15 protein-coding genes are annotated in these 14,485 nt (G+C 51.5%); 1 reads left to right on the top strand and 14 read right to left on the bottom strand.

Annotated elements, in window-relative coordinates; translation table 11 throughout:
• Positions 1–425: 425 nt before the first annotated feature.
• From ACKI3C_RS06230 to ACKI3C_RS06285, 12 genes are all read right to left on the bottom strand, one after another.
• Positions 426–932: a hypothetical protein gene (locus tag ACKI3C_RS06230; protein WP_407403145.1), complete on the bottom strand. Its 507-nt coding sequence runs from the start codon at positions 930–932 to the stop codon at positions 426–428.
• The gene (locus ACKI3C_RS06235; RefSeq protein ID WP_407403147.1) at positions 916–1,635 is read right to left on the bottom strand and encodes a hypothetical protein; all 720 of its coding nucleotides are present in this window, start codon (positions 1,633–1,635) and stop codon (positions 916–918) included. The genes ACKI3C_RS06230 and ACKI3C_RS06235 overlap by 17 nt, the downstream gene beginning before the upstream one ends.
• Before the next feature lie 134 nt (positions 1,636–1,769).
• Entirely contained in the window at positions 1,770–3,173 is a 1,404-nt protein-coding gene (locus tag ACKI3C_RS06240) for an aldo/keto reductase (RefSeq protein ID WP_407403149.1), read from the bottom strand.
• Positions 3,174–3,197: 24 nt separating this feature from the next.
• Positions 3,198–3,518, bottom strand: coding sequence for a transcriptional regulator (locus ACKI3C_RS06245; RefSeq protein ID WP_407403151.1), 321 nt, complete (start codon positions 3,516–3,518; stop codon positions 3,198–3,200).
• Entirely contained in the window at positions 3,505–3,831 is a 327-nt protein-coding gene (locus ACKI3C_RS06250; protein WP_407403153.1) for an addiction module killer protein, read from the bottom strand. The genes ACKI3C_RS06245 and ACKI3C_RS06250 overlap by 14 nt, the downstream gene beginning before the upstream one ends.
• A 60-nt stretch (positions 3,832–3,891) precedes the next feature.
• Positions 3,892–5,379: a 4Fe-4S binding protein gene (locus tag ACKI3C_RS06255; RefSeq protein ID WP_407403155.1), complete on the bottom strand. Its 1,488-nt coding sequence runs from the start codon at positions 5,377–5,379 to the stop codon at positions 3,892–3,894.
• Positions 5,380–5,406: 27 nt separating this feature from the next.
• Entirely contained in the window at positions 5,407–6,189 is a 783-nt protein-coding gene (locus tag ACKI3C_RS06260; protein ID WP_407403157.1) for a hypothetical protein, read from the bottom strand.
• A 63-nt stretch (positions 6,190–6,252) separates the two neighbouring features.
• On the bottom strand, positions 6,253–8,079 hold the full coding sequence (locus ACKI3C_RS06265; protein WP_407403159.1) for an ABC transporter ATP-binding protein: 1,827 nt from the start codon (positions 8,077–8,079) through the stop codon (positions 6,253–6,255).
• Positions 8,080–8,251: 172 nt separating this feature from the next.
• Complete coding sequence (locus tag ACKI3C_RS06270) at positions 8,252–8,920, bottom strand: aquaporin (protein ID WP_407403161.1); 669 nt, start codon at positions 8,918–8,920, stop codon at positions 8,252–8,254.
• 157 nt (positions 8,921–9,077) lie between these two features.
• Positions 9,078–9,743: a glycoside hydrolase family 25 protein gene (locus ACKI3C_RS06275; protein ID WP_407403163.1), complete on the bottom strand. Its 666-nt coding sequence runs from the start codon at positions 9,741–9,743 to the stop codon at positions 9,078–9,080.
• A 15-nt stretch (positions 9,744–9,758) separates the two neighbouring features.
• Positions 9,759–10,766 carry a hypothetical protein gene (locus ACKI3C_RS06280; protein WP_407403165.1) on the bottom strand — a complete coding sequence of 336 codons (1,008 nt, stop codon included), beginning with the start codon at positions 10,764–10,766 and terminating at the stop codon, positions 9,759–9,761.
• A 72-nt stretch (positions 10,767–10,838) separates the two neighbouring features.
• Entirely contained in the window at positions 10,839–11,651 is an 813-nt protein-coding gene (locus tag ACKI3C_RS06285; protein ID WP_407403167.1) for a glycoside hydrolase family 73 protein, read from the bottom strand.
• Positions 11,652–11,771: 120 nt separating this feature from the next.
• Between ACKI3C_RS06285 and cdd the strand changes: the two genes are divergently transcribed.
• A complete protein-coding gene (cdd, locus tag ACKI3C_RS06290; protein WP_407403168.1) occupies positions 11,772–12,242 on the top strand; it encodes a cytidine deaminase in 471 nt (156 codons plus the stop codon).
• Between the two features lie 264 nt (positions 12,243–12,506).
• Here cdd and ACKI3C_RS06295 read toward each other — a convergent pair whose 3' ends face one another.
• Together ACKI3C_RS06295 and ACKI3C_RS06300 are read right to left on the bottom strand one after the other, a co-directional pair.
• A complete protein-coding gene (locus tag ACKI3C_RS06295) occupies positions 12,507–13,646 on the bottom strand; it encodes a glycoside hydrolase family 3 protein (protein WP_407403170.1) in 1,140 nt (379 codons plus the stop codon).
• The gene (locus tag ACKI3C_RS06300; protein ID WP_407403172.1) at positions 13,643–14,077 is read right to left on the bottom strand and encodes a 5-fold beta-flower protein; all 435 of its coding nucleotides are present in this window, start codon (positions 14,075–14,077) and stop codon (positions 13,643–13,645) included. Before ACKI3C_RS06300 ends, ACKI3C_RS06295 begins: the two co-directional genes overlap by 4 nt.
• Positions 14,078–14,485: the final 408 nt, after the last annotated feature.

The following is a 14,485-nucleotide window of genomic DNA, read 5'->3' on the forward strand; positions in this document are numbered from 1 at the left end:
TTTTTGTAACTTCACGACAAGAAAAATAGGAAATTACCCCCGAATTAGCCCGAGACGGGTCCATCGGGGGTTTCTTTGTAAAGTTACAAAATATTCACGACACTGGCAAACAATTAGTTAACTATTTTCTGAATATCCCTAATTATTGCAAGATAAGCAGTAATTTTGCATCGGTTAATAAAAAAATTGGTTCTAGTACTTCTAAAATTAGAACTTCAAAAGGTTAGATTTGTTTATGGGTTTATTTATACAGAGCCTCACGACGGGATGTCGCAAGGCTCTGTGTATTTTATGCGGGTGTCCCTGTGATTATCGTGTTTGTTTTATACTATCTATTTCTTCCTTCGTATTCGTTGTCAACATTTGATTGGGCAAAAGCAATCTGGCATGATAGCGAGATGAGAATGACACCTGTTATAAGGTTTCTAACGAATCTCATTTTGAAATAATATTGATATATATACTATACAACTAACAGTAAGAATAACACATAATGAGACATATAGATTTATGACTGTTGCTATATTTACAAAAAAGTCTTTACCAAACAACATAACTGGCAAGAAAAACAAAATATTACATTCATCTATCACACCACTTCCTATCCTCGTGGTTATATAATAATATCCCCATGTTATACAACATGTTATAAATATGAAAAATATAATTGCCAATATCAAATTAGCATTTCCAAATGCTTTACCATATGACATTTTGGTTTCACCAATCAATACTAATATATTAACAATAATGGTTACAATAATCGTATTGTATATATTAGAATCTAACGGATATACAATATCACGATAGTCTAGCGGGGGCTCGTATTGTATTTGTCCTTCACTCCAAATAATCCATAAAATCACCAATACATCTATAAACCCTAAAACAACTATTCTTTTTTTCAATATTCTTTTAAGGGTTGATTTCATACTTGAATACTCCTTTATTGCCTTCTTTTACCCATTTATCATATTCCTGCCATGCTTTTTCAAGGATTTCAGAGACATTCCTATTGTCAACGCTTCCGTTTGAACTGTTACCCATAATATTGTTCTCCCACCCTTTGTTGGGACCGTTGTCATCTGTATATTGGTCAGGAAGTCCTAACAGATGCCCTACTTCATGAGGGGCAGAATCGTCTTGTGAAAGACTTTTACCATTACGCCCTTCACTACGCCATTGTCCTTCATCTCCTCCTCTAACATAAGATCTCTTACAACTATTAGAGACCTCGATATAGTTATTGCGACTAAAAGGGTTCCAGGAATCAGGAATTACCTGTGGATTACTCTTTTCACACCCACCATACAGAGACAATGTAATATCGAAACTTACATTATATGATTTACCGTCATGACTTACAGAATGATTTCCGCCCCATATATGATTGATGTCGTTCTGCATCTGTTGTAATACAGAATTTGTAGCCCCATTTCCATATAAATACACATTAGCCGAAATCGTAATAGCATTTCCACAAATACTTATTACACCGTCTTTACCATCCGGATCAACGAATTTTACCGGATTATTATTACAAAATGAATACGGAGACTGCCATCTATACGCATACATGTTGAAAAATGCGAATGACAAAATAAACATAATGAATATTTTTCCAATATTTCCCATATTTTTATTCTATTTGTTATTCCTGATCCATTCTTTTGCCTTCATTTTGCAATCATTAACATTCTTTCTGCGTAAAAACAGAAAATTTCAAATCTAGCGTCTACGAGGACACATGACCAGGAGAAGGTGTGTGGTTACTCACCCTCGCGTTTCAGGCGATCGACGTAGTCACTGATGCGGTTGAGCTCGCGTGGTATGTCGATGCGCTGCGGGCAGTGGGGCGAGCATTGTCCGCACCCTATGCAGTGATCGGCTTGGCGCAACCTGGGCACCGAGCGGTCGTAGCCCACTAGGAAGGCACGGCGCTCGCGGGCATAGGTGGGCGACGTCTTCTCCTGCGGCGCGTTGCCCTCGGTGAGGCACTTGTTGTAGTGGGAGAAGATTGCGGGTATGTTGATGCCATAGGGGCACGGCATGCAGTACTTGCAGGCGGTGCAAGGCACGGTCTCGTAGCTCGCCAACTCAGAACCGAGGCCCTCGAGGAATTTCATCTCCTCGTCGCTGAGGGGTTTCAGCGGGCAGTAGCTCTTGAGGTTGTCCTTGAGATGCTCCATGAAAGTCATGCCAGAGAGCACGGTGAGCACGCCAGGATGGGTGCCGGCATAGCGGAAGGCCCACGATGCGACCGAGCGTTCGGGCTCGCGCTGCAACAGCTTGGCAGCAAGAGGATCGGGCAGCTTGGCAAGGCGTCCGCCCAGCAGGGGCTCCATGATGATGGCTGGGATATTGCGCTTCACAAGCTCGTTATACAGGTATTCGGCATTATCCTCATCGTTCTCGGCAGCATTCTTCCAGTCGAAGTAATTGAGCTGGATCTGCACGAAGTCCCACTTATATTTATCGTGTTGCGACAACAGGTAGTCATACACCTCGATGTGTCCGTGGTAAGAGAATCCCAGATTCTTGATCACGCCCTTTTCGCGCTGCTCGAGCAGGTAGTCGAGCACACCGTTGTCGATGTAGCGCGCGTTGAACTTCTTCATCGCGTCCTCGGGGTCATCGCCACCGCCCACGGCATGCAGCAGCAGGTAGTCGATATAGTCAACCTGCAGTTCTTTGAGCGAGTTCTGGAACATCTGCACACCAGCCTCGTGGGTCCACGTCTCGGGGGCGAAGTTAGAGAGCTTGGTAGCGATGATAAACTCGTCGCGCTTGTGCCGTGCCAGCGCGATGCCAGTGCAGTGCTCGCTGCGGCCCTTGCAGTAGGCAGGCGACGTGTCGAAGTAATTGACTCCATGCTCGATGGCATAGTCCACCTGGCGGTTTACCATCTCCTGGTCGATCTCGGCATCGCCGTCCTCGCGTGCCGACCCTTGCGAGTCAACGGTGGGAAGGCGCATCATGCCGTAACCCAGGATCGACACCTTCTCGTTGTTCTTGGGGTTGGTGCGATAGGTCATCTGTCCCACAGGGGGCTCGGTGGGGTTCTCTTGTTTCTCGCCCGTGGCGCAGCTCACTATCGAGCCAGCAGCCACAGTAGCACCGCCCAGGCCCACAGCCTTGAGAAACGAGCGGCGTGAAAGTATCTTTTTGTCCATTGTAGTAGAATTTAGTGGTTTTTATCACAATACCGCCGCAATTTTGAGCAGAGACGATTTAACGTCATTTTGCTTGGCAAGTTTCGCTTTATCTATGTCATGCTGCGCTTGCAACATGTATAACAAAGCATCTTCATAACCCATTATTTGAGCTATAGCAATTGATTGCTCTGCTGTTATGCGTCGCTTCCCTTTAATTATTTGATTGATGTGGGGAGCTGGGATACCTGTGCGCTGAGACAATTCCTTTTGAGTCATGCCCATAGCGGCAAGGTCGTCGCTGATGTATTCCCCCACTTGAATGGCTTCAAATGGCGTTGCATTATTAAAACTATAGGTCGGCATAATGATTTGTGATTTTAATCAATTTTACATTTGTTATTGTAACCTCTTCTCCATCGGCAGATGTTTGTATTATCAAGCGATATTGCAAATTGATGCGCACGCTTTCAAATTCACCACCTTCGCCCGACAAACGTTCATAATTCAAACCGTTGTCTCGCATCATCAACTCAACTCGCTCATAACACTTTAGTTTATTGATGGTTTTTACAAACGCTCTTATAACTTGAGGCTGAAGTTTGTTAAGTTTCTTGTCTTTACATTGCCCCGTGGTGTACAGGTCAAGTAAATCCTTGTTGTCGGTAGTTACTTTCATCTACTCTTTTATGGTGCAAAGTTATAACAAAATCGTCAAATTACCAAATTTGATAATCATTTATATCGTGCGATGTTGCTCGTGGCCCTCGACGTAGATTGCCGAGTAGGGGCGCGAGGGACACAGGTGCTCGCAGGCACCGCAGCCTATGCACTTCTCGGTGTTGACTGCCGGCACGAAGGGAGAGTTCTCGTCGTTGGCATCGAGCGGCACCATCTCTATGGCTCCGCTGGGGCAATGGCGAGCGCAGTTGCCGCACGAAACGCCGTCGGTGATGACAACGCAGTTCTTCTTGATCCACACCGCGTGGCCTATCTGCGTCGCCGCCTTCTCGTCGGTGCCTATGGGCTTGATGGCTCCCGTGGGGCACAGTTGAGAGCAGCGGTTGCACTCGGGGCGGCAGTACCCGCGCTCATAGCTCATGACGGGCTGCATCATGGTCATGAGGTCGGTCGAGGGGCGAAGCACCTGGTTAGGGCAAGCGCTCACGCACAGCTGGCATGCGGTGCATCGCGTCGCCATGTTGCGTGCGCTCATCGACCCCGGGGGAGTGAGCGGAGTGCTGCGCTTGGGCTCTTGCTTGTCCTCAATCACCGCCAGTCCGCCATCGACCTTCTTCCCTGCCTGCGCCAGCGCCAGGTCGGCGCCCACGATCGCTGTGCCCACGAGCATAGCGCGGCGAGCAGTGTCGGCAGTGTCATGGGCGGCAGTCTCTTTTGCCGCAGGCTTTGCAGCCTTGTGGCCATAAGTCAACGCGCCGAAGTTACACTTTTCCAAGCAGTTGCCGCAAGCCACGCAACGAGAGTAGTCCACCTTGTGGCTCTTGAAGTCGATGCACGATGCCTTGCAGTTCTTGGTGCACAAACCACAGTTGCGGCACTTGTCCTCGTCAAAGCGCACTTTGAGCCATGAGAACCGTGCCAGCGTGCCCAGAATTGTGCCCACGGGGCACAGGATGTTGCAGTAGGTGCGGCCACCGCGCCATGCAAGAACAATCACCAGGACGAACATCACCGCCGCCACAATGAATGTGGGCAGGCTCTTCATCCACACGTCCACGCTATAGAACGCATAGCTGTTGTAGTGCTCGGCAATGGCTGCCAGGCCGTTATTGCCCCACATATACAGAGGCTGGAACAGGTTAATAACAAAGCGGCCATAGTTGCTGTAGGGCTCAAGCAGAGCCACCAGCGAACCAGCGCCGCCAACCAACGCCGCCACCATCACCGCAAGCATGGCATAGCGCAGCCACGACTTGGCTGGCGAATAGGTGAAACGGTTTTTCTTCTTCTTGCCATGAATCCACGACACGAGGTCCTGCATCACACCCAGCGGGCAGATGACAGAGCAATAGATGCGGCCGCACACAAGGGTGAGAAGCACCAGCGCAGCGATGACCACCGCATTGAGCGCCAGCACGGCCGGGACAAACTGGATGTCGCCCAGCCACTCTAGCCACACGAGAAGCGTGTCGGTGAAATCAAGCAACAGCAACGTGATGAGAGTGAACACCACGATTGCCAGGGTAAGTCTGATTTTGCGTAGCATGATTTATGTATTTTTTATTTGCCGTTTTTAAAACTCAACTCCCACCTTCACAAATGCATTGTGGAACACGCCGGTCTTGTCGAGGTAGCTCTTGCCGCTCTTGTCGGGGATGGCTCCGGGAGTATCGCCGGTGCACCACAGCTTGTAATGGGCAGTGTGCAGGGCATAACCCACGCCCACGTTGAACGAGAAGAACTGGCTCGATGCAAAGTGGAACCCCAGCGAGGGAGATGCATACAAGCCGCCATGGTTGAACACGCTGCCGCCCAACTTGAGCGCTGCCCACGGTGTGTTGAAGTTCTCGCTGCGCATGTTGTAGCGCACGTCGGCATACAGAGGCACAAAGGGGAACTTGTTGAGGTCGGGGTCGTTGGGCTGCGGATCCTTATAGTCGGTGCGAGGGGGATAAGAGTCGATGACAGCATTGAACTTGTGCAGGCCTATGCCAGCGCCCACATAGAGGTTGGGCTTGCACTGGTAGCCAAACGAGGTCTCCACCATCCAGTAGTCGTTGCGCGGAGCGCCGAAGCCTAGCGAGTAACCCAGATCGACAAATCCGCGGAACTTGCTGGTGTCGTAATTCTTGCGTTTCATCTCGTGCGAGATATACGCCACCTCGTCCATTGAATAGACATAGTTAAGTCCCTCGACGGTTTGGATTTCCACCTTCTCGTTGTCGCGCGACACGATAGTGCCGGTGGCATACTCTCCGCTCTTGAGGTGTATTGTTGCCTTGCGCTGGCCATTGTCGGCTGCCATTGCACTCATTGCCGCCACTGTGGCGACAAGCAGTAAAATCAGTTTCTTCATAGTGTTATTGTTATAGTTTTTTGTTCCTTTACTTTCCTTGAGCTGACGCTCAAAGCACGGTGGCTAGAAGCTCTGCATCTCCACCAGCTTGCGGTAGGCTCCGTCGCGCCGCATGAGTTCGTCGTGCGTACCGCTCTCCACTACCCTGCCGTCCTGCATCACGCATATCACGTCGGCGTTCTTGATGGTTGACAGGCGGTGGGCAATCACCAGCGTGGTGCGTCCCTTCATCAGGGTGTCGAGGGCTTCCTGCACCAGGTGCTCGCTCTCGGTGTCGAGGGCGCTGGTTGCCTCGTCGAGGATAAGAATGGGCGGATTCTTGAGGATAGCGCGCGCTATGCTGATGCGCTGGCGCTGACCGCCCGAGAGTTTGCAGCCACGGTCGCCTATGTTGGTCTCAAAGCCGTCCTCGCTGGCCATGATGAAGTCATAGGCATTGGCAATGCGCGCGGCCTCTTCCACCTGCTCGCGAGTGGCATCGTTGACGCCGAAGGTGATATTGTTGTAGAACGTGTCGTTGAAGAGAATTGCCTCCTGGTTGACGTTGCCCATGAGGTTGCGCAGGTCGGCCACGCGGTAGTCGCGCAGGTCTATGCCGTCAACGGTGATGCTGCCCTGCTGCACGTCGTAGAATCGCGGCAAGAGGTCGGCAATCGTTGTCTTGCCCGATCCGCTCTGACCCACCAGTGCCACCGTCTTGCCGGCAGGAATGTCGATCGACACATCGTCGATAACCCATGCATCGGCATACTTGAAGCGCACGTTCTTGTAGCTGATGCCTTGCTTGAGCCCTGTCAGCTCACGGGGCTGCTCGGGATCCTTGATATTGTTCTCGGCCAGCAGGATCTTGTCGATGCGTTCCATCGACGCCATGCCACGCTGCACGGCGTAGGACGCTTTTGACAGATCCTTGGCAGGATTGATGATGCTATAGAAAATCACCATGTAATAGATGAACGAGGGAGCTGTGATGGTGTTGTCGCCGCCCAGGATGAGCGTGCCGCCAAACCACAGCACGATGGCAATTACCGCTGTACCCAGGAATTCGCTCATGGGATGGGCCAGCACTTGGCGCCAGTTCATGCGGTTGTTGATGTTGCGGAACTCCTCATTCTCGCGCTCAAAGCGTTGCTTCACCTTCTTCTCGGCGTTAAAAGCCTTGATGATGCGCAGGCCGCCTATGGTCTCCTCGATATTGCTCAACAGCACGCCCCACTGGTTCTGGGCCTCGAGCGACTTGCGCTTGAGACGCTTGCCCACCTGACCCATGAGCAGTCCTGCCACGGGAAGCAGCACGAGCACAAACGCCGTGAGCTGCCAGCTAGTGATGATCATCATCGTGAGGCACACCACTATCATAATGGGATTCTTGAACATCATGTCGAGCGAAGCCATTATCGAAGTCTCCACCTCGGTCACGTCGCCGCTGATGCGCGCCATCACGTCGCCCTTGCGCTCGCTAGAAAAGAACCCTATGGGCAGCGACACCAGCTTGTTGTAAATCTGGTTGCGCAGGTCGCGGGTCACGCCAGTGCGTATCGAAACCATGAAGAACGAGCCCAAGAACGCCGTCATCACCTTGAGGAAGGTCATCACCACCAGAGCGGCGGCTATGCCCGCAAGCGCGGTTGACTGGCCGTGGGCCTCAATCACGCACTGCACATAGTAATAGAAATCGTTGACAACGACCGTCTTGACGTGGGCGCTATCCCACGCCATGAAGTCATAGTGAGCCTTGTTGATGCCAAAGAGCATCTCAAGGATGGGGATTATCAGGGCAAACGAGAACAGCGTAAGGAATGCCTCAAGGATGTTAAACACCACATTGAGCACCATCTGTTTCTTATAAGGAGGCACGAAACGCGCCAGCAGCTTGAAAAACTTCTTCATTATTAATGGTTTCAATTATCCAAACTACAAAGGTACAACTATTTCAACGAAAACGCAAACCCAAACGCACAAACTTGCACTTCGCCGTCGAATAACCGCCGAAAAAGGCACACACAAAAAGGCCGCCTTGAACCATCTCGAGGCAGCCTTTTCGTTTACGGATGATATTTGGTTATTTCTTAACCTCAATGGCTTTCCACAAGCCAGCAGCCACCACAGCGCCTGCAAAGGGACCCACGATGAATACCCACACGTTCTTCAAGGCATCGCCACACACGAAGAGAGCGGGACCCACCGAGCGAGCGGGGTTAACCGATGTGCCTGTGAAATGAATACCCACGAGGTGGATAAGAACGAGTGACAGACCGATAGCGAGACCAGCCAGCTTGCCAGTTGACTCGTTGTCCTTGCCAGTCGCACCAAGCACCACGAGCACAAAGAGCGCAGTGAGAACAGCCTCCACAGCAACTGCGATAGCAACGCTGCCGTCACAGCCAGCACCTATGCCGTTAGCGCCCAGACCCGACTCGCAGCCATAGAAACCGCACAACGCAGCACCTGCAACGATAGCACCCACAAACTGACCTGCCATGTAACCAGCGCAATCTTTTGCCGAGATGCGGCCTGTGAGCAGGCAGCCCAGGGTGATTGCAGGATTGATGTGGCATCCCGAAATTCCGCCTATGGTGTAGGCCATAGCGACTACTGAAAGACCAAAGGCAAACGCTGTGCCCACCACTGCGGCGGTGTTTGCGTCACTGCAACCAAGGCTCACGGCTGCTGCACAGCCCAGAAATGTCAGTACAAATGTACCGATAGCTTCAGCTAAATACTTCTTCATACTAATGCTGTTTTGATAGTTTGTAATTTGTAATATGTATGTGCAAATTTAGTGTTTTTTCTATTTCGACCAAATTTCAGAGCAAAGACATACTGCATTTTTACGCCAAAACAGACAAACCTCATGCCAAAAAGATTACCTGCCCCTGGTGTGGAAATCATTTCTCCGGAACCATGATGCTGCTTATGTCTGAACAGTAATTTAAATCCAACGAACTATTATGCATCTTGCGTATTCCCACCTGCTGAATCGTAGAAGGGGCAAGGTTGCGGAACCCGATGCACCTTAGCCACCACTTGCACTTTGTGACCACAGGAAGGGTGTTGAGAGCATCCCAACTGCCAAAATAAACCATAGGGTAATACCCATATTCTTCCTTGAAACATTCAAGCAAGTCATCAAGGTTCTCGTTGGCACATCCTCCAAGCGACAAATCATTGTGTTTTTCTTCTACATCAACGACGGGAATAATGTCATATTTGCATTGTTTCAGCACTTTATCAAAATTTTCAAATTGTCTTTTACCCGACACACCTGTGCGGAAATAATGATATAAGCCAGTTTTCAGGCCGATTTTGTTAGAGTTCTTCACATTGTCAATACACCGGCCATCAACCCACGACTCTCCTTCTGTTGCTTTGACAATACAAAACTTAATGTTCTCGTCGGTTTTTACAGAGCTCCAATCAAGGCCTTTGTTGTAATGGGAAATATCTATACCATTATACTTGTGATTCGGAAAAATCCAAACCAAAAACAGAATGAGCAAAACGGAAAGAAACCCTATCGCACACCTTTTGGCATTTTTAGCACATCTGCCCATATCTTATTTGAGATTTTACTTCCCCAGGTATTTCTCCAGGGCCTTCTGGGCGGCGGGGATATCGTTGCCGCGGTAGAGCTGGCGCCCCATGGAGTCGGTGACGATGCACAGCGGCACGCTTGTGATGTGCAGGTCTCTGATCGACGGGTCCAGGATTCCGCCCGGTGCCCAGTAGTGCTTCCACGCAGCGGAGTCGCTCTTGATGATGTACTGCCACCCGATGCTGTCGGGGGCAAGCGACACGTCGGCCACGGTCACGTCGCCGCCGTGCTTTGAAGCGATTTGCCTGATGGCCGACACTTGAGCGTGCCTGGCTGGGTTGTTTTCGAGCCACCAGTAGATGAACGTTGAGCGCGATGTGGCAGGCTGCAATGCCTCAAAGTCGCCAGTGGTGCCACACAGCATCATGGGATGCAGCTGGGTGATGGGCCTTGCCGTTGCCGCATCGTGAAGCCGCTGCATACTCGACACGAGCGATGCCGGACGGGCGCTCTCGTCAAGGCTTGCCAGCAGTTTCTTTGCCTGATCGCTGCCCTGGTCGCTATAATCATGCACTAGCAGCAGCGCCGACACCACGCTTGAGGGGTTGTCGTGCACATATTGCTCAATGGCGCGGTCGAGAGCGGTGCGGTCGGGGGTGTCGTAGAGCGCGGCATGCTCCTTCTCAAACTTCATCCACTCCTGTGCCGTCTCGCTGCCCTCGCACTCATACTCGTGCGGTTTCCTCAAGTCGCCGGTCACCTTCACCTTCTCGCCGCCACGCACTGCCACGCGAAACAGCGGCTTGTTCTGGCTGTCGAGCACGCTCACTACTGTGAGCTCCTGCGAGTTACCCTCTATGCCGAACTTGTTGTCCTGCGTGGGTATGAACGAGTCGTGCACGCCCGAGTCGCCCAGGAACACCACGTGCACGTTCTGGTTGCCCATGTTCTCAATGTCGGCAACGATGCTGAATTTGCTATTGTCGCATGCGCACATCATGGCGGCTGCCACGGCAAGCGCTATATAAATTATCCACTTCATGCTACAAAGTTAGAAAAAGAATTGCGTTCACACCAAATAAATGCCCACCAAATGGCAACTATTTTTTCATCCCTAGTCGTCGTTGTCGGCATTGCCGGTGAGGGGTTTGCCTGACATGACGGTGCGGGAGTTGCGCTGGCGTTTGGCTTGCGCCGTTTTGCCCGACGACTTGCCCTGGGGATCTTGCTCCACCATGGTGCGGCGTTTGGATTCACCCGTGCTTGCGGGCTGGGCGCTGTCGCTAGAGGGAGACTCTTGCTGCACCTTGGGGTGAGGCGGCGGCACAGCGGCCTGGTCGCGCTTGTGCTTCTTGGGCGGTGGCGGCACAGCGCCGTTTTGCTTCGCGTCTTCCCTATTCTTCTTCGCGTCTTCCCTGCGATTCTTGTGTCTTGCATCTTCCTTGCCCTTGACCGGTGGCGCAGGAGCGGCAATAGCGATAGAGTCGTAGCGGTGCAGGGTGTATCGCTCGATGATGGAGATGAGTTTCTGCGGATAATCAGGATCCTCGGCATAGCCGCAGGTTCTCAATCCATGCGCCCATCCGCGGTAGTCGGTGGTGTCAAGTGAGTGGAGGGGGGTGTATCGCTTACCTCGCAAGAAACGCGAGTGGTCGAGGTAGGAGTCCTCGGGCGAGCCATACTTGCGGTAGCAGTCGTGCTGCAGCGTGTCGTCATACTCAACAGCCTCGCCCGACCAGCGGTGGCACTTGATGCCGAAGTGATTGTTGCCGCGCGACGCGAGGTAACTCGACCCGGCGTTGCTCTCAAGCAGTCCTTGCGCCAGGGTGATGCTGGCCGGGATGCCGTGGGTGCGGCAGTGCTCCATTGCCACTTCCTTGAACTGCTCGATGTAGGCCAAAAAACGTGCGTTTAGCCCTTGCGCCATGGCCGCAGGCGCAAAAACATGCAATAAAATGATGCAAAAAACCGTTTTTTGCTTGAAATATGAGAAAATATCAATATCTTTGCAAGACAATAGAACCATTATAAGTAAATCTTAAATGTCATGACAGAAAAAAATATCACCACAAAGATACAAGTTTACTCTTATTCAGAGCTAACCGAAGAGCAAAAAAAACTCGTTGACCTCGCAAAAGAGGCTACAAAGGGGTCTTATGCCCCCTACAGCCAGTTCAACGTGGGCGCTGCCGTCCTGCTTGAGAATGGCGTGACAATCAAGGGCGCCAACCAGGAAAACGCTGCTTTTCCCGTGGGAATATGCGCCGAGCGCAGTGCTATCTTCAATGCCGGAGCCAACTATCCCGGCGTGGGCATCAAGAGCATCGCTGTGACCGCGTTCACCCGCGGCGCGTTTGTCGAGGAACCTTGTGCACCCTGCGGCGTGTGCCGGCAGGCGCTCATCGAGTTTGAGAAAAACGCAGGTTTCCCCATGGAAGTGCTCATGGTGGGCAACGACACCATCTACCGCCTGGACAGCGCATGCGACCTGCTGCCTCTCACCTTCAAGGAGTTCTAAAACAACGCACATATCGACTTCACAACAACGGGGTGACAATATAGCAACGAGACTCCCCGCGCAGATCTCACGGATCTCGAAGATACAACTTATCCGTGTTTCGCAAGCGAATTGAAATAAACTCTGCTGTCCCGACAGGGACAGTACCTGAATAACCCCCACCGCCGAACATAGTGGCGGTGGGGGTATTGTATCAACAAGTGGATGCGTCCAGCAGGACGCTATTCGGGCAACATTTACATCACATACCCAATTAGCACTCTGTTACTTCTTTGTCTCAGTGGGATGAGATACTTGTCGGGCAGCGCGGTCGATGCGACGGTTGGCCTCGAGAATACGGCTATATGGTATGCGTCCCTCTTTCACTGCCTTGACAATGATGTCGATGAGTTTGTAGGGGCGGTCGGCCTCAAAGCCTGTGTTGATGTTGTTGCTGGCACACAGCATGTCGGCCCCGGCATTGATGGCTAGCACCACGGCGCGCTCGATGCTGTACTTGTTGCTGATGGCCTGCATGTAGAGGTCGTCGGTTATCACTACTCCGTCATATTTGAGCTGCTTGCGCAAGATGTCGGTGAGGAATTTGCGCGACAGCGTGGCGGGATAGTCGGGGTCGATGTTGCGGTTGATGATGTGGGCCGTCATCATGAACGGTGCCCTTTTCTGCTTGATGAGAATCTTGAATGGTTCAAGTTCCTGCTGGGTGTAGGTCGATGTGACATCTACAAATCCCAAGTGCGAGTCGGCCGTGGCATTGCCGTGCCCCGGGAAATGCTTGAGCGTGCATGCCACGCCCTGCTTGCGACTCTCGTCAACAAACCAGCCGGCATGGCGTGCCACAACAGCGGGATCACTTGAGTAGCAACGGTCTATGGCTCCCAGTGCCGAGCAGTTCTGGTTGTGCAGGTCCACAACAGGCGCCAGGTTCAGGTTCACCCCGCACTCGGCCATCTCGCCCGCAAGCAAGCGGGCATGATAGCGGGTGCTGTCCTCGTTGTTCACCTCGCCCACATATCGTGCCGAGACAACCTTCTTAAATCCGTATTGCGGTTTCAGGCGGGCCACCCTGCCGCCCTCTTGGTCGGCAGCGATGAGCAGCGGATAGTCGGTCCATCGGTGCAGTTGCGACGTGAGCGTCTTGAGCTGGTCCTTGCTGGTAACGTTGCGCGACCCCAGCTTGGCAGTGCCGGTGAGATCCACGTCGAAGAGCACAATGCATCCCACGTGCAGGTCGTGCACATAGCGGTAGGCATCGCAACCCTCATCCACTGTGTTGCCCTTGAAACCCACCATGAGCATGCGGGCCGCCTGACGGCGAAGCACACTGTCGGCAGGTAAAGACGCAAAAAGGCTATTGGCTGCAACGAGCACAATAGCCAGTGTGAGAGTTATCCTTTTCATCATTTCTTATCAAAGAACCCGAAGAAATAGTAACAAGCGATCCAATCCACGCGTATGCCGCGGGCGTAACCAAGGATATGGTTCTCGGCATCGGTTACCTTGCCGTCGCTCAAGTTCACGCGGCCCAGCTTGTTGCTGTTGCCGTCGCGCACCGTGCCGTCGGTGTTGATATATCCCACGCGAGTGCCAGCGGTGTCAAATATCTCCAGCCTCACGATCTTGCCCACAGCGGTGCCGCTAGCGTTGCGCACTGTGCCGTCGGCATCAAAACTGCCCACCGAGTGCATCTCGCTGTCGCGCACCATGCCGTTGCCCGAGATGCGGCCCACGGTGTTGTCGTTGGTTGCGTCACGCAGCACTTGAGCGCTGCCGCTCATCCACATGCCAGCAAGCGCCAGCATCACCATTGTCAAATATATTCTCAAAGTCTTCATAGTCGTTTCCTCCATGATTTTTTTTACCCTATTTTGCAATTTAGACTGCATACATGCCACAAAGTTAAATCAAAATCCCATAAAAAGCAACAATTACACCGCAAAATAACAAACATTACTTCGCCCAGAAACAAATTGGCAGGGTAATTCCCCACAGAGTATTGAATTAGTTTTTTTGCCTAAAACGAGAGAAAAGGATGTTGACAAAGAATAAATTTTTTGTTAATTTTTAGTTGATTTCAAGCGAAGCGCCTTTTCTCTTAGGACGTATTTAGGTGGTGGCGCTGCGCTTGAAATACACTGAAAATAAGCTGAAAATATAAAAAACTGTTATTTTTCAGTTTAATCTGCAATCTGCTGATATTTTTTTTCGTGTGTTCTGTGAGATCTGCGCGGGGAGTCTGCAAA

It is taken from the genome of Sodaliphilus sp. (genome assembly GCF_045598405.1).
Classification (GTDB): Bacteria; Bacteroidota; Bacteroidia; order Bacteroidales; family Muribaculaceae; genus Sodaliphilus; species Sodaliphilus limicaballi.